This is a genomic window from Sorangium sp. So ce1153 (genome assembly GCF_051521595.1).
Classification (GTDB): Bacteria; Myxococcota_A; Polyangia; order Polyangiales; family Polyangiaceae; genus Sorangium.
The window spans coordinates 8974984-8994891 of the sequence record NZ_CP150361.1; the positions used below are offsets into that span (position 1 = coordinate 8974984).

At 70.6% G+C, this 19908-nt stretch carries 11 protein-coding genes; 3 read left to right on the forward strand and 8 right to left on the reverse strand.

Annotated features, from left to right (window positions below; all coding sequences use genetic code 11):
* The first annotated feature begins 159 nt into the window (after nt 1-159).
* Nucleotides 160-1056 (forward strand): hypothetical protein, encoded by an 897-nt coding sequence (locus WME85_RS32235; protein WP_437826917.1) that lies wholly within the window; start codon nt 160-162, stop codon nt 1054-1056.
* A gap of 73 nt (nt 1057-1129) precedes the next feature.
* On the opposite strand, the gene lanKC is transcribed toward WME85_RS32235, so the two are convergent.
* Complete coding sequence (gene lanKC / locus WME85_RS32240) at nt 1130-3757, reverse strand: class III lanthionine synthetase LanKC (RefSeq protein WP_437826919.1); 2628 nt, start codon at nt 3755-3757, stop codon at nt 1130-1132.
* Nucleotides 3758-4010: 253 nt separating this feature from the next.
* Nucleotides 4011-4148, reverse strand: coding sequence for a SapB/AmfS family lanthipeptide (locus tag WME85_RS32245; RefSeq protein WP_437826921.1), 138 nt, complete (start codon nt 4146-4148; stop codon nt 4011-4013).
* 491 nt (nt 4149-4639) lie between these two features.
* On the opposite strand from WME85_RS32245, the gene WME85_RS32250 reads away from it, so the two are divergent.
* Nucleotides 4640-6400 (forward strand): ABC transporter ATP-binding protein, encoded by a 1761-nt coding sequence (locus WME85_RS32250; protein ID WP_437826923.1) that lies wholly within the window; start codon nt 4640-4642, stop codon nt 6398-6400.
* 63 nt (nt 6401-6463) lie between these two features.
* Here WME85_RS32250 and WME85_RS32255 read toward each other — a convergent pair whose 3' ends face one another.
* The 3 genes from WME85_RS32255 to WME85_RS32265 form a co-directional block, all read right to left on the reverse strand.
* On the reverse strand, nt 6464-10372 hold the full coding sequence (locus WME85_RS32255) for an ATP-binding protein (RefSeq protein ID WP_437826925.1): 3909 nt from the start codon (nt 10370-10372) through the stop codon (nt 6464-6466).
* 293 nt (nt 10373-10665) lie between these two features.
* Complete coding sequence (locus WME85_RS32260) at nt 10666-11799, reverse strand: cytochrome P450 (RefSeq protein ID WP_437826928.1); 1134 nt, start codon at nt 11797-11799, stop codon at nt 10666-10668.
* Nucleotides 11800-12280: 481 nt separating this feature from the next.
* Nucleotides 12281-12712 carry a DUF4180 domain-containing protein gene (locus tag WME85_RS32265; RefSeq protein WP_437826930.1) on the reverse strand — a complete coding sequence of 144 codons (432 nt, stop codon included), beginning with the start codon at nt 12710-12712 and terminating at the stop codon, nt 12281-12283.
* 481 nt (nt 12713-13193) lie between these two features.
* Here WME85_RS32265 and WME85_RS32270 point away from each other — a divergent pair, with 481 nt between their 5' ends.
* Nucleotides 13194-14345 carry a hypothetical protein gene (locus tag WME85_RS32270; RefSeq protein ID WP_437826932.1) on the forward strand — a complete coding sequence of 384 codons (1152 nt, stop codon included), beginning with the start codon at nt 13194-13196 and terminating at the stop codon, nt 14343-14345.
* A 310-nt stretch (nt 14346-14655) separates the two neighbouring features.
* On the opposite strand, the gene WME85_RS32275 is transcribed toward WME85_RS32270, so the two are convergent.
* From WME85_RS32275 to WME85_RS32285, 3 genes are all read right to left on the reverse strand, one after another.
* Nucleotides 14656-16143 carry a PQQ-dependent sugar dehydrogenase gene (locus WME85_RS32275; protein WP_437826934.1) on the reverse strand — a complete coding sequence of 496 codons (1488 nt, stop codon included), beginning with the start codon at nt 16141-16143 and terminating at the stop codon, nt 14656-14658.
* Nucleotides 16144-16698: 555 nt separating this feature from the next.
* Nucleotides 16699-18051 (reverse strand): DUF1552 domain-containing protein, encoded by a 1353-nt coding sequence (locus tag WME85_RS32280; RefSeq protein ID WP_437826935.1) that lies wholly within the window; start codon nt 18049-18051, stop codon nt 16699-16701.
* A 13-nt stretch (nt 18052-18064) separates the two neighbouring features.
* The gene (locus WME85_RS32285) at nt 18065-19582 is read right to left on the reverse strand and encodes a DUF1592 domain-containing protein (protein WP_437826937.1); all 1518 of its coding nucleotides are present in this window, start codon (nt 19580-19582) and stop codon (nt 18065-18067) included.
* Nucleotides 19583-19908: the final 326 nt, after the last annotated feature.

A 19908-nucleotide genomic window follows, 5' to 3' on the forward strand; every position in this document is an offset into this window, starting at 1 on the left:
AGGATCGCCCGGACCGCGGGGCGCGGGAAGCGGCTCCGCGCCGGCCGGCGAGCTCGGGCGACGCGGGCCAGCGCTCGACGTGATCGAGCTTCACGAGGGCGTCGGCGAGGCCAGCTCGCCGAGGGCCACCGGCGGTCAAGTGGAGTAGGCTGCTCGGCCATGGACCCTGCTCTGCTCCGTTTCCTGGATCTCGTGCAGCGCGAGCTCTCGGCCGATGACGCCCTGATCGAGCTCGGCGGCCGGCCCCCCGCCGACCCGCGCGCGGTGTGGTGCGCGCTGCCGAACGGCTCGCGGCTCGTCGCGCGCTTCGCCGAGCCGCCCGGCGAGCCCGCCAGGGTCGCGCGGCAGCTGGAGGAGCTCTCCGCTGCGTTCGCGGGGCTCTCGTCGGAGGCCGCGGACCAGCGGCCCGCGCACGGCAGCGGGTCGACGCACCGCCTCGACGACGAGCTGGAAGGGCTCGCGTCGCGCGCGGGCGCGCTCGGCGCGATCGTCGTGGACGACACCTCCCCGGTGATCTGGGGGACCTCGGAGCCGCGCCGGGACGAGGTGGACGTCGACTACGCGGTGCTCCTCGCGCAGTGGGCCGACGACGTCGAGCGCGTGGGTGTGAACCTGATCGATCTGCTCGAGCTCGACGACGCCGCGCTGGAGCAGGCGCTCGCGACCACATCGCTCGGCCCCGGGGAGCGCGAGGCCATCGCCGGCCACCTCCAGAAGATCCGGGAGCGCGGCTCGCGCAGCCCGACCGCGTGGCGGCGGCAGGTCGCCATCGCGCGCGCCATCGACCGCGTGCGGGGCCCCGCGGCCTCCGAGGCCGCCGCGCACGGCAGGTTCGTCAGCCAGCACGAGCAGGTCGGCGTCTACGCGCGCGCCTTCGCGAACATCTACCGCCTCGTCCTCGCCTACCCCGGCCCCTTCTCCGAGCTCCAGGCCGAGGGCGCCGTGCAGCACGCGCTGCCGCAGATCGAGCGGCTCGTGCTCGCGCTGCCGCCGATCGATCCCCGCCCGGGCGCCAAGATCGTACGCCTGCCGCGCCCGCGCCCGCGCCCGCGCTGAAGCGCAGCCGCGCTCACCGCCGCCGCCGCCCGGCGAGGCTCGCTCGGCGCGCGCGGATCCCGTCAGAATCCCGTCAGAAGTCGAGGTAAGGAAGCCCGCCGCCCGCGACGATCCGGTGGATGAACATCCCCGTCCCGGCGGAGCCCGTCCCGTAATCGGTGGAGAGGCGGAGGAGCTCCTCGCCGGGGAACACGAGGCCCGAGGGCTTCTCCAGCGCGAACAGCATCACCCGGTCGACGAACCGGCGGGCCTCCTCGAGGTAACTCGCCTCCTCCGTGCGGCGGTGCATGTCCACGAAGAAGTTCCCGAGCCCGGCCATCCCGGAGAAGTTCGTGGGGAAGACGGTGTAATTGCCGTCGAGCTGGCGAGCGATCTTCCGGGCCATCTCGAGGTACCGATCGTCCCCCAGCGCCGCGTGGAAGCGCAGCGCGACGGCGCCGACCCCCGCGCTGCCGATACGCCAGTAGGGGTAGACCAGCCGGTCGCCCACGGAGCGCCTGAGCTGCGCGAACCCCGGCTTGGTCTCCTCGACGCTCGCGAGCTCGAAGTCGAGCAGCCCCCGCGCGACATCGAGGTGCTCCTCCCGCCCCGTCACCCGGTACAGCCGCAGCAGGAAGTAGCCTATCCCGGCCGCGCCGTGCGCGAGGCCGTGATAGACGGCGTCCGTGTTCTTGTAGGAGTACCCTCCCTTGTCCTGCTCCAGCTTCGGCCTGATGTGGTCGAACGCGTCCACCGCGTTCCGGAGGTACTTCTCATCGCCGAGCTGCGCGAGGAAGAAGAGGTTGGCGAGCCCCCAGCCGGCCGCCCCATAGAACATGTCGGCGTTCTCGTGGAGGAGCGGCGACCGCTGCGCGGCCTCCATCAGCGCCTCGGCCTCCTTGCGCATCCCGAGCTCCAGGAGCGTCCACGCGACGCCCGAGCTGCCGATGTAGAGCCCGGGCGCATACCGGTCGTCGCCGATCCCGGACGCCTCGCGCACCAGCGCGTCGAGGAACACCGCGGGGACCTCTCCCCTCGTCCGCTTCAGGAAGAGCGCGACGCCGGACGCGCCATAAGCGACGCTCAGCGGATTCGTCATGGAGCGCCGGTAATCCGCCGGCAGCTCCAGCGGATCGTCGCCGCGCTGGATCTGATCCACGATATAATTCCCGATGGCCCCGACGATCTTCCGGAGCTCATCGTCACCCCGCAGGGGCGGCATCCGCTCGGGCGCGGCGACGCCCTCGAGGCTGCGCTCGGCCTCCGAGAGCAGCGCGTCCACCCGCTCCGGCTGCTCGCCCACCCCGAGGGTGAGCCGCACGATGGCCTCGGGGATGCCCCGCTCCCGCGCGAAATGCGCGAACGCAGGGGCCCGGCGCTCTGGCGCGATCGAGAAGAAGGACGTGACCGGGTAGAGGAGCTCCCCGAGCACCCGGCTCAGCGCCCTGTAGTCGTCCGCGAAGGTCGGCAGCCGATCCATCCCCCTCGCCTCGCCGAAGCCAGGCGTGGATATGGGAATGTAGAGGCGCTCGGCGTCGCCCTGGGCGATGTAAGCCGCCTCGAAATCGATGAACTTGATCGTCCCCTGCTCCGGGTCGAACACGATGTTCCGCGGCGAGACGTCCTGGATGACCACGCCGCGCTCGTGAATGGTCCGCGCGCCCGCGAGGATGTTCCTCGCGATGGCGAGGAACTCTTCACAGTACGTCCGCACCTGGTCGGCGGTCGGGGACGGCACGAGGAGGAGGTTGGAGCGCCAGCGGGCGAGGTAGGACGCGAGGGACACCCCCTCCACCTGCTCCATGGCGACGAAGCAGTGCTCCCACTCCTGGAAGAGCTCGATGGGCCGAGGGGCCACGCCCGTGCCGTCGAGGCGCTTCAGGACGCGATACTCGTTCTTCAGGCAATCGATGGCGTCGTAAGGGATCTTTCGCCCGCGGTTCACGAGCGGGCGGGCCTCCTTGACCACGACCTCCGTGTTCGTCTCGAGGTCGAGGCAACGGTAGATCCCGCCCTTGCTGGAGGTGCCCAGCGCCTCGGTGGCCTTGTACCTGCCCTTCAGGATGAGCTCGTCGTCCTCTTCCTCCGTCTCCGGGAATGGATCGTCGACCCCCTCGGGCAGAGCAAAGTAGGGCAGCCGCTCGTCCGGGAGCAGCTGGCCGTCGGCGGTCCGGAGGAGGGCGACCGGCTCACCGAACGCGTTCACCCGCTGCGCCTTCCTGAAGCCGCCGTAGCGGTAGAAGAGCACCTTGCTGTCCTTGTACCGCTTGTCGGACAGGATGTAGGGACCGCGGAAGCCCTTCGTGGCGTCGTGGAGGCGCGGCATGAGCCGGGTGAGCTGCTCGACGTCAGCAGGATAGATGGTGACGAACTTCCCGCACGCCCCGCGGCCCCAGAACGTCGAGTTGCCGAGGTCGAGGATCTGCTCGTCGACGAGGACCTTGAACGACGCGCCCTCTTCCACGAGGAGCGGCACGACCGCCGCCAGCATCTCCCTCGCGCTCTCGTGCGCGGTCGACAGGTGGATCTTGAACCCGGCGTCAGGCACCCGGAGCTTCGATGGATGGGCCTCGCACCACGGGCCCTGGCCCTCGCCGACCGTCCAGCCGTCCGGCACGAGGCGCTTCACCAGCTCCCTGAACTCTGCGCCCTCCGACCGGTACCTCTCCAGGCTCTCGTACCGCTCTGGATGAGCGATGACGAAGTCGACGATACGATCCATTGCTCTTCTGTCGATGCCTAGCATGAGCCCTCATTGAAACGGTTGCGAGGAGACGGCACGCCCGGGGGAGTGCGCTGACCTTGCCGCCACAGGCGGCCGCTCGAGGCCTCCGGCGCTCGAACGTGGACGCGCCCAGCGACGAGGAGCAGGGCACATGAAAAAGCAAAGTCATCTCCCGGACACGAAGTCCTGAAGATGACTTTGCATACGATCGGCGACCCGAGGGTCGCCGATCACTCCCTCACAGCGTCGATTAGCACAGGAGCAGGCTGGCCACCGAGTTCGAACACGGCAGAAGGAGGCTGGCGTTCGAGGGGACGCCGCCGCCGCCGCCGCCGCCGGTGGTCGGGTTGTTCATCGAGAGCGTCTGGAGCTTCAGGATCTTCTTCATAATTGACCTCCTTTGGTCGAGGAGGGGTTCAGCAAGAGCGAGGCCAGACCTCAGTGACATCGCGGATCCGTCTCCGATGGTGGAACGCGCGCCTATTTTCCAGGAGGAGCAAAACATTACCGCGTTAGTAAACACTCGTATCTATCATAGTAGACACGTTGCACATCAAAACAGATGAGGTTCTTCATGATAGAATTCGAGCTGGCAAAATGTCTCATGAACGCGGTGGCAGAATTGCCGGCCTGTAGCGCTATGCCACGATGCGACGCTGAGTCCGCACGCATCCTGCTGATGCCGCAATCTCGTGGTCAATAGATGTCCAGCGCAAGCGGCCTCGACCGGGCACGGTTGTCGCGCCCTTGTCGCTCCCTGGTCAATCGATATCCCGATCCGGCGCGGGCGCGCCTCGCTCGAGCGCGGACGTGCGGCGTCACGCGAACGCCCGTATCGCGCGCCTCGGCGCCCGGGCCCTGCTAGGCTGAAGCTGGCCAATGCAGCGCTCTAACGAGGGGCGGCGCAGCCCCACGCACCTTTTACGTCTCCTCCGCCTCGCCCGACCCGAGCTCGTGAGCCTCGCCCTCGGCACCCTGTTCCTGGGCATCGGCAGCGGAATGGGCCTGCTGCTCCCTCAGGTGATCCAGCGGCTCATCGACGACGCGCTCGGGCCTGGGAAGCCCGTCGCGGCGTTCGACAGGGCGGCGCTCTGGCTCGTGCCCCTCATCGCGCTTCAGTCCGTCGCGGTCGCGCTGCGGTATGTCCTCTTCACCACCGCCGGGGAGCGCGTCGTCGCCCGGCTGCGCGCGAGCCTGTTCGATCACGTCCTCCGGCAGGAGATGGCCTTCTTCGATGATCACCGGACAGGGGAGCTGACGAGCCGGCTCGCTTCGGACACGACCGTCCTCCAGAACGCCGTCAGCGTCCATATCTCGATGGCGCTGCGCCTGGGCGTATCGGTCGTCGGCGGCCTCGGGTTCCTCGTGTACACGTCCCCGCGGCTCACGCTGCTGATGCTCTCGGTGATCCCTCCCGTGCTGCTCGGCGCGGTGATCTATGGCCGCAAGCTCCGCAAGCTCTCCCGCGCCGTCCAGGACTCGCTGGCGCGCTCCGGCGAGATCGCGGAGGAGGCGCTGTCGGGGATCCGCACCGTCCGGGCGTTCGCCGCCGAGGAGCAGGAGCTCGCGCGTTACGCCGGCCAGGTGACGGAGTCGTTCGAGCGCGCCAGGGCGCGCGTCCGCGCCTCGGGTGCCTTCTCGGGGGTGGTGACGTTCGCGGGCTACGCGGCCACCGCGCTCGTGCTCTGGTACGGCGGCCGCCTCGTCGTCGCCGGGCGCCTGACGATCGGCGAGCTCACCGCCTTCCTCTTCTACACGCTCCTCGTCGCCTTCTCGCTCGCCGGCCTGAGCGACCTGTGGGCCGAGCTCATGCGGGCGCTGGGCGCAGCCGAGCGCGTGTTCGAGCTCCTCGACCGCGCGCCGGCCATGCCGCTCTCGGGCGGCATCGAGCCGCCCGCCGTCCAGGGGCGGCTGGAGCTCGAGCGGGTCGGGTTCAGCTATCCGGCGCGCAGGGACGTGCCCGTCCTCGAAGGGATCGATCTGTCGGTGCGGCCCGGAGAGGTCATCGCGCTGGTCGGCTCGTCCGGAGCGGGCAAATCGACGATCGCCTCGCTGCTGATGCGGCTCTACGACCCCGACGAGGGGCGCATCCTGCTCGACGGGCACGACCTCCGCGCGCTGTCGCCGAGCTGGCTGCGCCGGCAGATCGGCATCGTCGCGCAGGAGCCCATCCTGTTCGCCACCAGCGTCGCCGACAACATCCGATATGGACGGGCGAGCGCCTCGGACGAGGAGGTCGAGGCCGCGGCGCGCGCGGCGAACGCGCACGATTTCATCCTCAGGTTTCCGGAGGGATACCGGACGCTCGTGGGCGAGCGCGGGGTGCAGCTGTCCGGTGGGCAGAAGCAGCGCGTGGCCATCGCGCGCGCCGTGCTCAAGGACCCTCGCCTGCTCGTGCTCGACGAGGCGACGAGCGCGCTCGACACAGAGAGCGAGCACCTCGTGAAGGCGGCGCTCGATACGCTGATGAAGGGCCGCACGACGCTGATCATCGCCCACCGGCTCTCGACCGTGATGGGCGCCGACCGCGTGCTCGTCATGGATGGCGGCAGGATCGTGCAGAGCGGGGACCACGCGGCGCTGGTCGCGCAGGACGGGCTGTATCGACGGCTGGTGGAGCGGCAGTTCGTGAGCGCGTGAGTGACGAGAGGTGGACCGCAGAGAGCGCCGAGGACGCCGGGATAGAGCCAGGAGGACGAGGTACTAAACCAGGGAGCCGCGCCGGGCGGCGAGCACCTGCTGCAGGGTCGCGACGCCCACGGGCTTCGTCAGGTGCAGGTCGAAGCCGGCCCGCCTGGATCTCGCCTGATCCTCCGGGCCACCATAGCCCGAGAGCGCCACCAGATAGACCGCCTCGCCGGAAGGCGCGGCCCGCGCCCGGCGGGCCAGCTCGTGGCCGTCGATGCCGGGCAGCCCGACGTCCACGAAGGCCACCTCCGGGCGCAGCGCCAGGAGCTTCGCCAGGCCATCCACCCCGTCCGCGGCCACCGCCACCTCGTGCCCCAGCGCCGCCAGGAGCTCCCGCAGCACCCGGCGCACGTCCTCCGCGTCCTCCACGACGAGCACCCGGCGCCGCTCGGCCGCCTCGACCAGCGACGGCGGGCGGGGCTCCGCGCGCGGCGCGGGCGACGGCTGCTCGCCGAGGCGGCCGAGCGGCGCGGGCGACGGCGCCGCGCCCCGGCCGAGCGGCAGGCGGACGGTGAACTCGCTGCCCTGCCCCGCCCCGGCGCTCGCCGCGACGACGCTGCCGCCGTGCATCTCGACCAGCCGCCGCACCAGCGTGAGCCCGAGCCCCAGCCCGCCCGTGCTCCGGTCGATGGTCTGCTCGACCTGCGTGAAGAGCTCGAACACCTTCTCCAGCATCGCCGCCGGGATACCGCGGCCCGTGTCGCGCACCCGCAGGACGGCCTCGAGCGCGCCGCCCGCCGCCTCGCAGGTCAGGCGCACCGAGATCGCGCCCCCCGGCGGCGTGTACTTCGCGGCGTTGGTCAGCAGGTTCGTCACCACCTGCTCCAGCCGCGTGGCGTCGGCCCGCATGCCGAAGCCCCCCGCCCCCACCGAGAGCGACAGCTCGTGCCGCCGGGCCTGCACGGCCGGCCGCGCCGCGGCGACGGCGTCCTGCACGAGCGCCGCGAGATCGACCTCGTCGAGGCGCAGCTCCACCGTGCCGCGCGTGATGCGCGAGACGTCGAGCAGATCGTCCACCAGCCGCACGAGGTGGCCCACCTGCCGCCGGGCGATCTCCCGGTAGCGCGCCGACTTGGGCTCGTCGCCCTCCAGCCCCTCGAGCAGCGACAGCGACAGGCTGATCGAGGCCATCGGGTTGCGGAGCTCGTGCGCGAGCATGGCGAGGAACTCGTCCTTGCGCTGATCGGCGACCTTCAGCGCCTCCACGAGCGCCTCCACGCGGCGGCGGGCGCTCACCTGGTCGGTCACCTCGAAGGCGAACACGAAGATGCCCTCGACCGCCCCGTCGCGGTCGCGCATCGGCTGGTAGACGAAGTTGAAGAAGACGTCCTCCGTCGTGCCGTCGCCCCGGCGATCGAGCCGCACGAGGAGCTCCTTCCCCACGACGGGCTCGCCGGTGCGCATCACGCTGTCGAGGAGATCCCAGACGGGCTGACCGTCGAGCTCGGGCAGGGCCTCCCGGAGCGGCTTGCCCACGAGCGCCCGCTGGCCGACGAGCTGGTAATAGAGCGGGTTCACCACCTCGAAGACGAGATCCGGCCCGCGCAGGATCGCGATCGGCCCCGGGGCCTGCACGAAGAGGTCGTTCAGGTACTGGCGCTGCCCCTCGGCCTCGCGCCGTCGGCGCGCGAGCTCCACGTGGATGCGGACGCGCGCGAGGAGCTCCCTCGCGGAGAACGGCTTCACGAGGAAGTCGTCGGCGCCCGCCTCGAGGCTGTCGACGCGCTCCTCCTCGCCCGCGCGCGCCGACAGCATCACCACGGCGACGCCGCGGGTGCGCTCGTCGGCGCGCAGCGCCCTGAGCAGGCCGAAGCCGTCGAGCCCGGGCATCATGACGTCGGTGAGCACGAGGTCCGGGACGCTGGCGCGGGCGCGCTCCAGGGCGGCGCGGCCGTTATCCACGGCCTCCACCGCCCACCCCTCCGCGGCGAGCAGCCGCCGCACGTACTCGCGCATGTCCGCGTTGTCGTCGGCGACGAGCACGTGCCCCGGCAGCTTGATGGCCGGCGCCTCGCCCGCCGCCGGCGCCGCGCCCGCCGCCGGCGCCGGCTCCGGCGCCGGCTCGCCGCGGCCCCACTGCGCGGCCTCGTCGACGAACGGCGCCGCGCCGCGCCCCGCCGGGGCCGGCGCGGCGGCCACCTCGACGTGGTCCTCGGGCAGGTGCGCCTTGCCGAGCGGGACGGACACCGAGAAGCGGCTGCCCTCGCCCACGCGGCTCTCCACGGCCGCGCTGCCGCCGTGGAGCTTCGCCAGCTCCTGCACCAGGGCGAGGCCGATGCCGCTGCCCTCGTAGCTCCGCCCCCTCGCCCCCTCGACGCGGTGGAACCGCTCGAACAGGTGCGGCAGCTCCGCCTCCGGGATGCCGGTCCCCGTGTCCGCCACCGAGAGGACGGCCGAGCCGTCGACCGCCTCGATGGAGACCCGGACGCCGCCCGTGAACGTGAACTTGAAGGCGTTCGAGACGAGGTTGAGCACGATCTTCTCCCAGAGCTCCCGGTCGACGTAGACCGGCTCGGGGAGCGGCGGGCAATCCACCGTGAGGGAGAGGCCGGCGCGCTCGAGGAGCGAGCGGAACGAGCTCGCCAGGTCCGCGGTGAGGGCGGCGAGATCGGTGGGCTGGTAGTTCGCGCGGATGCGGCCCGCCTCGATGCGCGAGGAGTCGAGCAGCGTGTTGACGAGCCGGAGCAGCCGGAGGCTGTTGCGGTGGACGACCGCGAGGCGCTCGCGCTGCCGCGGGGGCAACGGCTGCTCCGCGTCGTCGAGGGCGTCCTCCACGGGCCCCAGGATCAGCGTCAGCGGCGTGCGGAACTCGTGGCTGACGTTGCTGAAGAACGCCGTCTTGGCGCGGTCCAGCTCGGCGAGCGCGAGCAGCCTGCGCCGCTCCTCCTCGCTGGCCCGGGCGTTCTGGATGGCCGCCGCGCTGTGGCTGGCCACGAGCCGCAGGAAGCTGCGGTAGTCGTCGTCCAGCACGAGCCGGGGGCTGACGCCCGCGACGAGGAACCCGGCCGGCCGGCCGCTGGCGCCGGCGCGCGGCAGCGGCACCACGACGGCGCGGCGCGCGGCGTCCGGCCACGGCCCGCCCGGGAGCGGGAGGGCGCCCGCGGGCAGCTCCGACAGGTCGACCTCGACCTCCTCGCGCAGCGCGCGGTGGAGCGGCCACACCGCGTCGTCAGCCCCTGGATCGAGGCTCACCGCCGCCGGCGCCGCGGGGTGGCCGGGGTCGAGCCTGGCGGTCCCGGCGAGCGAGGCCGGCGCGCCGTCCTGGTCGACGTCGACGAGGTACAGCAGGGCGAACGGCAGGTCGCGCCCGGCCTCCGCGAGGGCCTCCATCACCACGCGGCAGGCGTCGCGGACGCTCTTGGCGTCGGCCGCCCTCGTCCCGAGCGCCCCGAGGAGCTGCAGCCGCCGCTGTCCGAGGATGTGCCCGGTGCTCTCGGAGCACGCGACGAACACGCCCGCGACAGCGCCCCTCTCGTCCCGGATCGGGCTATATCCGTAGTTGAAATAGCACTCCTCGAGGAAGCCATTCCGATCGAGGATGAGCAGGCCGTCCCGCAGGTACGTCGCCCCGCCCGAGAAGACCGTCTCGATCATCGGCTCGATGACGTCCCAGATCTCCTTCCAGCACGCGCGGCCCGCCTGCCCCATGGCGGCCGGGTGCTTCCTGGAGCCCAGGATGGGGCGGTAGCCGTCGTTGTAGAACTGGATCAGCTCGCGGCCCCACCAGAGGAACATGGGGTGCTCGGACGAGAGCAGGATCGACAGCGCGGTGCGCAGCGACTGGGGCCACGCCTCGACCGGGCCGAGCGGCGTCGCCGACCAGTCGATCGAGCGAATCAGAGCCCCCATCTCCCCGCCGCCCGAGAGCGCGGCGCCGGCCGGATCCAGGCTATTTCCGGCGCTCGCCGCCTCGATCCAACTCATGCCGATGTCCGCTCCTCGACCCCATCGAGACGCCCCCCGCGCTGCCTCGTCATGACGACCGTCCGCTTGTACCACACCCCCGGTCCGCCGGTCATCCAGCGCCGCGGCGCCGGACGGAGTCCCCGGGTCGAATTGATGAGTTCGTTGAATACGTTCGTTGGAACGTTGGACATCTCCTGTACGAGGCGTGAGGCGGCACGCCGGAGGTGGGGTGTCCACGAAGCCCGGTGTGACGGGCGGACTCGACGCGGAGCACCCCGGGGCGCAGGCCGGGCGGGCGACGGATGGCCAGGCTACTGACCGGCGGCGCTGACCGGGGTGAACCGGAGCGGCAAGGTGACAGGGCCGCGGACCGTGAGCGTGCGGTTGTACTGGAGCTCTCCAGGGACGCGCTCGACCCGCTGGAACCGCGCGATCACCGCCTCCAGCGCCACCCGCGCCTCCATGCGGGCCAGCGCGGCCCCGATGCAGAAGTGGACGCCGTGCCCGAAATGGAGCCCTCCCTGCGAGCCGCGGTGCAGGTCGAACCGATCCGGATCCTTGAACTTCGCCTCGTCCCTGTTGGCTGAGGCGAGCATCGGGATCACCAGCGCTCCGCGCGGGATGGTCACCCCGGAGAGCACGACGTCCGAGGTGGCTATCCGCGCGAGCGCCTGGACCGGGCCGTCGTAGCGGAGCATCTCCTCGACGAACAGGGGGATCAGGCCGGGCTCGGCGTGCAGCTGCCGCATCATCTCCGGGTGGTCGGCGAGGAAGAGGAGCGAGTTGCTGAGGAGGTGCGTCGTCGTCTCCAGCCCGCCGAGCAGGAGGAGGACGAGGAAGTCGACGATCTCGGTGTCCGTCAGACGCTGCCCGTCGGACTCGGCGCGGACGAGATCGCTCACCGTGTCGTCCACGGGCGCGCGGCGCCGCTTCGCGATGACCTCCATCAGGTACCCGCTCAGCTCCGCGATCGTCGTCCGCACGCGCTGGGCGTCCTCCGGGAGCGGGAGCTCGGGCGTGATCGCCACGATGTCGTCGGCCCACCGCTTGAAGTTGGCGTGCAGCGCGTGGTCGAGCCCGAGGATCTCGCCGATGGCGAAGGCCGGCATCGGGTGCCCCACCGCCTGGACGAAGTCGGTCTCCTCCACGAGCCGGTTCGTGAGCTCGACGGCGACGGCGCGGAGGCGCGGCTCGATCCGGGCCACGGTGGCGGCCCCGAACGCGCGGTGGATCAGGCTGCGCAGCCGCGTGTGCGCCGGCGGGTCCATGGCCAGCATCGAGTTCGCGAACGGGTTGTAGCCCACCCAGGGCGGCTGCCACGCCACCTTGAAGCCCTCGGACGAGAAGAGCGCCGGGTTCTTCATCACGAAGAGCACGTCCTCGTACCGGGTCACCGCCCACATGCCGCCGGGATCGACCTGGCAAACGGGGCTCACGCGCCGCATCTCGGCATAATAGGGATGCGGATTCGCACGCAGATCTGGGTCCAACACGTTGATCGGAGCGTTCATCGCGGCTGCCTCCCGGTTCGTCGATCCAGCGAGGCACACTCCGGCGCAGCGCTCGAGAGGACACCCCCCTCGGCACGGCGACCGCCATCGTGTCCCCCGACGCCAATGCGCATCACACATTTGCCATATAATGTGTCCTGTACGCAAGCGCTCCCTGGAGCAGGAGCGCGTCCTCGGTGCGGGACGTGGACACGTCTGCGTCCACTGCGCTCGGGTGCGATACGGCAAGCGTCCGGACACCGCGCTCATCCCCGCTCTGCGGGTAAACCACGGAAACGGCTGCCTGGTCGGGAGTCTGGCTCCCGCCGACAGTCTTCGTCAGGCAAAGAGGGGTCCCCTATCGCCAGTTCGTCCCGCTGGGCGCCCCGGACCGCGGCTGAGCGCTCGAGCGGGGAGAGGCGCGGCCCGGCACGGGTTACGGCTTCTCTTCCGCGGCGGAGCGGCCTCCCGGATCGTGGAGGGGAGTCGGATCACCGGCGCTCGCATCCAGGCGGATCCACGCGACGGCAGCTTCACGCGTGTCGAACACCCCGAAGTCTCTGCCGCGGCGCTCCTCGGCCACCATCTCCCCGAACCGGCTGCTGAAGCCCACGCCCCCGGGCGGGCACACGACGGCGAGCCGGATCCGATAGTTTCTCAGCTTCTGCAGCATCGCCCCTGCCTCTCCCGAGCTCAGGTCGAAGAACGTCGGGGTCAGGTTCGCCGCGTAGAGCAGGGCACACTCCACCCGGTCCGACCAGCAGGCCTCCAGCACGCGATCCACGTCGCGAACGCTCGACATGAGCGCCTGGCCCGGCGCGCCCTCCACGAACTGAACACCGCCCTCGTCGACCACCTTCAGTTCCATCGTCTCCCTCGCACGACAGCTCGGTACGCCCTGCCAGCGGAATGATCCGCTGCGCCCGCGTCCATGGTACCCCTGCGAGGCCGCCGCTGTACAGACGCGGCGCGCCAGGCCGGACGAGGCGCTCGTACCGTGTCGCTCCGCGCGGCAAGCTCCTGGGACCCCACCGAGGAGTGTCACTCTCGCGCGGGCGCCGAGGTCGACATCGTCCCCATCGGCGGCGGGTCCCGATCCCGGGAGTGAGCCTCGGGCGGGTGGGTATTCAACACCCCATCCTCAGGGTGGCTGAGAGCGTTCACATCGCGGATGTGAGCGCCCGTCGTTCAACTCGAGCAAAACATTCCTTTCGTGATCCAACCTGTGGACAACGCCATTTTGTTCGATCCGACAGCCGGGAACCAGGCCGCGTGCGCCATTCTGTGGCAGAATCCGATGCATGACGATTCGCGCCGTGAGGAAAGGTTCAGTCTTATGTGCGCTGCTGTTGGCGGCCGCGTGTGATCAAGGTGGTGGTGAGGGTTCGCCCGGGACCGGCGCGGGGCCGGACGCGAGCGGACCCGGCGGTGGCGGAAGCGGTGGTGGAGGCGGTGCGCAGGCGGGCGGCTCCGGCGGCGGCGCGGCGTGCGCCGAGTTCGTGATGCCCACCGGCGTGAACTGCGATGCGCCCCTCGACGGCGCGCTGCCTGTCGATCTGCGCTGTACGGGCCTCTACGGAGACTTCGACCAGCGCGAGCTCGCGTGCGGCGTCCTCGAGTACAAGCCGGCGATCGAGCTCTGGAGCGACAGCGCTGCGAAGCGGCGCTTCGTGTCGATCCCCGCGGGACAGAAGGTGGACGCGAGCGATCCCGATGCCTTCAAGTTCCCGGAGGGCACGCAGTTCTGGAAGGAGTTCCGCGTGCCGGGCGCGGACGGCGCGCTGCAGCTCGCGGAGACGCGGCTGCTGCGCAAGACGGCGGACGGCTGGCTTTACACGAGCTATGTCTGGTCGGAGGACGGGCGCGAGGCCATCCAGATGCAGAACGACACGGGCGTGCCCGACGTCCGCGGCACGGGGCACACGGTGCCAACGCGCGATCAATGCAAGGAATGCCACTCCGGGCGCGCGGATTACGTCCTCGGCTGGGACGCGCTGATGCTCGGCCCGGGGGCCGAGGGGCTCACGCGCGAGACGCTCGTCGAGGCAGGGCTGATCGAGGGCGGGAGCCAGCTCGCCCTCGCGATCCCCGGGGACGAGGTGGAGCGGGAGGCGCTCGGCTACATGCACGCGAACTGCGGCGTGAGCTGCCATAACGACAGCGTCGACGCGCCGGCCCGCGACACGGGCCTTTACCTGCGGCTCGAGGCGGCCGACCTCGGCAGCGTGGCGACGACGGACGCCGTCCGGACCGGCATCAACAAGCGCCCCGCCGAGAATGCCAAGTACGAGGGGCTCGAGAACACCGATCCAGGCTACTGGTACGACATCCGGCCAGGCGATCCGGCCCGCAGCCTGCTCGTCGCCCGCCAGGTGCTGCGCGGCTTCGAGGGCCAGATGCCGCGCATCGGGACGCACAAGGTCGACGACGCCGGCGTGCAGGCCGTCACGCGCTGGATCGAGAGCATGAAAGAGGCCAACTACCCCCCTCCCGACCCTTGATGGGCGGGCACCCGCTGCGGATACGGGCCCACCTCGACGTTTTCGGTGCTCGGCGTACAAGAGTACGCCTGCGCGCCGAAAACGCCGATCTGGGCCCGTATCCGCAGCGGGTGACCGCCGCTGGGGGCATTACAGGAGGGGGGGAGCGCAGAGACTGAGCGGGGGCTGAAGGATCTGCGCGATATCGAATGAGACGGGTGAGCGTCGCGATGGATCGCGGCTCACCCGCGCTGCAATGGGTTCGTCAGGGTGAGGGGTAGCCGCGCTGGCGCTGACCGCGGGTTGTGCGGGCAGCGCCAGGCGGGCTAGCTCATTCGGGGACGAGCTTCACCAGGCTGTTGCGGTTCGCGACGAAGTAGAGCTCGCCGTCGTTGTCCTCGACGATCGCGGTGAGATCCTCGAAGGTCGGCAGGCCACCCTGGCGCGTGAACGCGGGGGCGTTCGGCGCGTTCGGATCGCGGTTCTTGAGGATCTGCGTGACGGGCGAGGTCTGCGCGCCGCACTGGACGAGCGCGGCCATGCGCTCACCTGTGTAATCGCCGAACAGGTACACGCCCCGGAGCTGCGGCAGCGCGGCGCCCCGGTACACATAGCCGCCGATGACCGAGACCCAATCGCGGAACGGCCCCGTCGCGCTCCGGCGCCGGTCAGCGTCGAAGATCGGCTTGGTGTACGTCGAGCCCTCGCGCAGGGTGCGCCCATTGCACGTATCCGCATGGTCGCCCTCGTACGCCGCCCAGCCGAAGTTCACCCCGCTCATGCCGGCGGGCACGTAGTCGACCTCTTCATAGGAATCCTGACCTACGTCGCCGATGTAGAGATCCCCGTTCAGCCGGTCGAAGCTGAAGCGATACGGGTTGCGCAGCCCGTAATGCCAGACCCGCGCGCTGTTGCCGTCGAAGGGATTGCCGCTCGCGGCGTGCGGCGCGGCGGCGTTCGGATCCAGGCGCAGGAGCTTCCCGAACAGCGTGCCAGGGTCCTGCGGCGCTCCGGGCTTGTTGTCGTTGCAGCCACCGCCCCCGTCGCCCGTGCCGACGTACAGCATGCCGTCGGGCCCGAACAGGACATGACCACCGTTGTGGTTCACCGCGGAGGAGTCGAGCTGCACGATCGTCTTCGTGGGCGTCGCGTTCGCCACGTAAGGGTCGGCCGAGCGCTGGTACTCATAGACCGTGTCACGGTTCATGTTGGCGCCCGTGGTCGCCGTCATCATCACGTAGAACTTGCCGCTCGTCGCGTAGTCGGGCGGGAACGCGATGCTGAGGAGGCCGCGCTCGTCGTCGAAGGCCCCCGTGCTGAGCTGGATCTGGCTGCTCACGTCGAGGAAGTTCCCCTCGCGCAGCGCGCCGCCCGTGAACACGCGGATCTTCCCGGTCTGCAGCACGAGATACCAGTCGCTCGAGCCCTTCGGCTGCGCGGCGTAAACCAGCCTGTCGACGCCCGTGGTGACGACCGGCGCGAGCGCGATCTTCCCGACGTCGGGGGCCACGGTCGCGTCGCACACCGTCGGCTCGCCGCCTCCGCTTCCGACATCGGCCGTCGAGCCGCCGCTCCCGGCCGGCGCCGAGCCCCCGCCCGTGCCGGTGCCCGCACCCGTGGTCGTCCCCGCCCCGGCCCCCGTGGTGGCCGGCGACGAGCCGCCGCTGCCAGGTCCGGTACTCCCCTGCTGCGCACCCGAGCCGGTGCTCGCCGAGCTCTGAGGAGAATCACCACTGCTGGACGTGCCATCGTCGCTGCACGCGCCATGCCCCAGCGCGAGAGCCAGCCCGAAGGCCACGATCGTTCGTTGCTTCATCATGGGACGTATTATACCTGAAAACGGGACCGTCCGCTTCAGACAAGTCCAGAGAGTGGTCAGGAATCGAGCTTACGGTTTCCTGTGCTGTTGGTGGCAGAAGGCGTGACGGAGCTGAGAGCTCATGTCATCGAGCTCGCGCAAGCCATGAAGCCCCTCACGGCATGTCGTCCACGCCGCGCAGGGATGGTCCCGCCATGATTCCCGGAAGCGCCGGTTTCGATCATACAGGACGCAGGAGCGCCGGCCAACTGAACCGGTTCACCCCGGAGTCAGCGAGATCGAAGGCGAGCTCAGGAGAAAAATTTACCCGCAGCGCAGCGCAGCGCGCGACCGCGCGACCGCGCGACCGCGACCGCGACCGCGCGACCGCGCGACCGCGCGACCGCGACCGCGACCGCGCGACCGCGCGACCGCGACCGCGACCGCGACCGCGCCGCGCGCTCGGAGCAGGCGCGCCGCGCGCTCGGACCACCACGGCGCCAGCGATTCTCGTGATCGCCAGGACGCCGCGGAGCCGGCGCGCTGCCGCTGCCGCGCCGGAGCCAGAGGGACGCGTTACGTGAGGTCGGGCAGCGTTCCGGTGCAGAACGCCGGGTCGCCGAACGTGGTGTCGTCGGTGCCCATCGCGTTCGCGATCGTGAGCAGCAGGTCGTTGTGCTGGCGCGCGGCGCCGCCGCTCGCCAGGTAGTCGACGAAGCGGCCGGTGCGGAAGACCCCGCCCGCGCTGCCGGCGAGCAAGAACGGCATGTTCGTGAGCGCGTGCTGCGTCGACTCGCTGATCTCGGTGACCCACAGGACGACGGTGTTGTCGAGGAGCGTGCGATCCCCCTCGGCGTACGAGTCGAGCTTCCCGAGCATGTAGGCGAGCTGCTCCGCGAACCACGTGTGGATCTTCGAGTACTGCGCCTTGCCCGCGGTGTCCCACTGGTGCGAGATGGCGTGGTGGTTCCCCTGGAGGTCGAGGAACGGGTAGAGGTGCTCGCTCTCGGCGTACGACCACTGGAGCGTGACGATCCGGGTGAGGTCGCACGCGAGCGCCGCCGCCGCGAGATCCATCTGGAGCTTGCCGATGGCGGGCATGTTCGCGTCGTCCGAGAGGTCGATGCGCGCGCCCAGCTCCGGCTGCTTGCAGCCCGCGGTCGCGGTGCTGCCGCCGCCGCCGCTCGACAGGCGCTGCTCGATCTCCCGGATCGACTGCATGTGCGCGTCGAGCTTCACGCGGTCCTCCGCGCCGATGCGGGGCCGCACCTCCGCGATGTCCTCACGGACGAGATCGAACACCGTCCGTCGCTGGGCGCGGAGCCGATCCAGCGCGTCGGAGGTGCCCTGGCCCTGGCCCGGCACCGCGGCCCCGAAGAGCTGCTCGAAGGTGTCGTAAGGGTCCTCGCGCGGCGGGATCGGCTGGTCGGGTCCGCCGTAGCAGAGCCGGCCGCGCACCTCCGCGTCGCGGACCTGGACGCCGAGCTGCAGCGAGCGGAACAGCGTCGAGGGGTTCAGCTTGTTCGCGATGTGCTGGTCGAGCGAGATCCCCGACGACCAGCCGGCGTTGCTGGAGTTGAAGCTCTTGAAATTGCCCCGGAGCAGCGCCCGCCCCGTGAGCAGGCCGCCGATGCCCCGCGCGTGCTCGGAGCCGATGTTGGAGTTGACCACCACGTTCATGTTGATCCCGCGCAGCGGGATCAGCTTCGCCTTGAACGGCTCGAGCGGCCGCAGCAGCGGGCTCAGCGTGAAGTTGGTCTCGGTGCCCTGGGGCATCCACTGCGACTCGAGCGTGCCGTTGGGCGTGTAGAACACCACGAAGCGCTTGGGCGCCGTGGTCTCGTCCCCGCGCGCCCAGTCGGCGTTGAGCAGAGGGATCGCCGCCGTCGCCGCCAGCGAGCCCTGGAGCAGCCGTCGTCGAGAAATCATTCGCGGTCTCATGTCACTCCTCCTCTGCTGCGATCGCGCTGCGGTACATGAACGCCTCGGTCTGCGTCGTGGCCACGATGAGCTCCACGAGATCGCCCTCGGTGCCGCTGAAGTCCTCGCGCAGCGCGCCGAGCGAGCACTGGTCGCCGTCGGTCTCGAAGCGACCCGCCGTGTAGCGGAACCACTGCGTCGCGAGGCAGTCGCGGACCTGCTCGCTGCCGGCGAGCTTCTCCGCCAGCTGGCGGACGCCGACGAACGGGCCGTCCATGTCGTCGGACAGGAAGATCTCGCCAGAGGTGTCGATGGCCTGCCCGCCCTCCTCGGTGCGGTACGCGCCGATGGCGTCGTAGTTCTCGAACGCGAAGCCGATGGGATCCATCATCTGGTGGCAGCCCGCGCACTGGCTATCGGAGGAGTGCTGCTGGAAGCGCTCGCGCGCGGTGACGCCCCGCTCGCCCTTGGGCGGCGTGAGGTCGACGTCGGGGGGCGGCGGCGGCGGCTCCTGGCACATGAACTTCTGCCGGATGGCCTTGCCGCGCAGGACCGGGGAGGTCTGATCGGGGTGCGCGTGGACGGCCAGGAACGCGGGCTGCGTGAGCACCCCGGCGCGCTGCTCGGGCGGGAGCTCCACGAGCTGCGGCGTGGTCGACCCGGGCGGGACCGTCACCCCGTAGAGGCGGGCGACGGGCTCGGTGGCAAAGCCGACTGGCAGCGTCAGCAGGCTGGACAGCTTCCGGTCCCCCGACCAGAGGACGTGCTCGATGAACGCAGGGGTCTCCGCGCTCATCCCGGCGACGAGCTCATCGTCATACCCGGGGAACGAGCCCTCCTCCTTAACAATGCTCTCGAGCTTCCCGAGGTTGAGCCATTGCTTGTAAAATTCCACGATAGCGAGGCGTGCCTTCGGGCTCTCCAGCATCTCGCGGGCTCGCTCGGCGAGCTGCTCGCGGGTCTCGAGCAGGCCGGCCTCGGCGGCCGCGAGCAGGTCGTCGTCAGGGCCCGAGGCCCAGACCAGGTAGGAAAGGCGCGACGCCATCTCGTACGGATCGAGGCGCCCCCTCGGCGCGGAGCCATCGAGATCGTGCCGCAGCTCCAGGCGGAAGAGGAACTTCGGCGACTGCAGCGCGGCCCGGATCACCACCTCGACGCCCTCGCGCAGCGACCCGCCCGTGCGCCCCGCCTCATAGGCGCGCATCAGCCGATCGACGTCCGTGGGCGCGAGCGGGCGGCGGTAGGCGCGACGGCCGAAGTCCTCGACGAACCGCCGCGCGCACGCCGCCTCCTCCTCGACTCGCCCCTCGACGGCCGCCGGGTCGCACGGGAGTAGCCCGGAGAGGTCGCGCGCCACGGCCTCGGCCGCGAGCTCCTCGGCGGCCAGGAGGTATTTCTCGGCGTGCAGCGGGGACACCGTGAGAACGGACGCATTGTTGTTGAAGCCGCCCGCGATCTCATCGACCGGAAACTGATCGGCAGGGGTGAGCGACGTACCGAGCAGATCTCGAACCGTGTTGTTGTATTCGAACCGCGTCAAACGCCGCTGCGGCGCGAAGATTCGCTCGGTCCCCCCGCACGCCGCCTGGGGACCTCCTGGTCCGGACCCGGAGCTGTCCTCCCCCGGCCCGGAGTCTGCCGCTCCTATTTGCCCGGGGTCGCACCCGGCCGCGAGCGTCAGCGCGAGCGTCAGCGACAACGTCAGCGACAACGTCAGCGAGGACGTCGCGATAGACACGTGACCAGCTCGCCAGCGACGATACTTCAAGTCAGCCATACCCTGACCTCCTACCGTCGGTCACTACGTACGTGGAAGGTTCGCACTCGTCAAGCGCTGACTCCGTTAAGACACACGTCGAGATACCG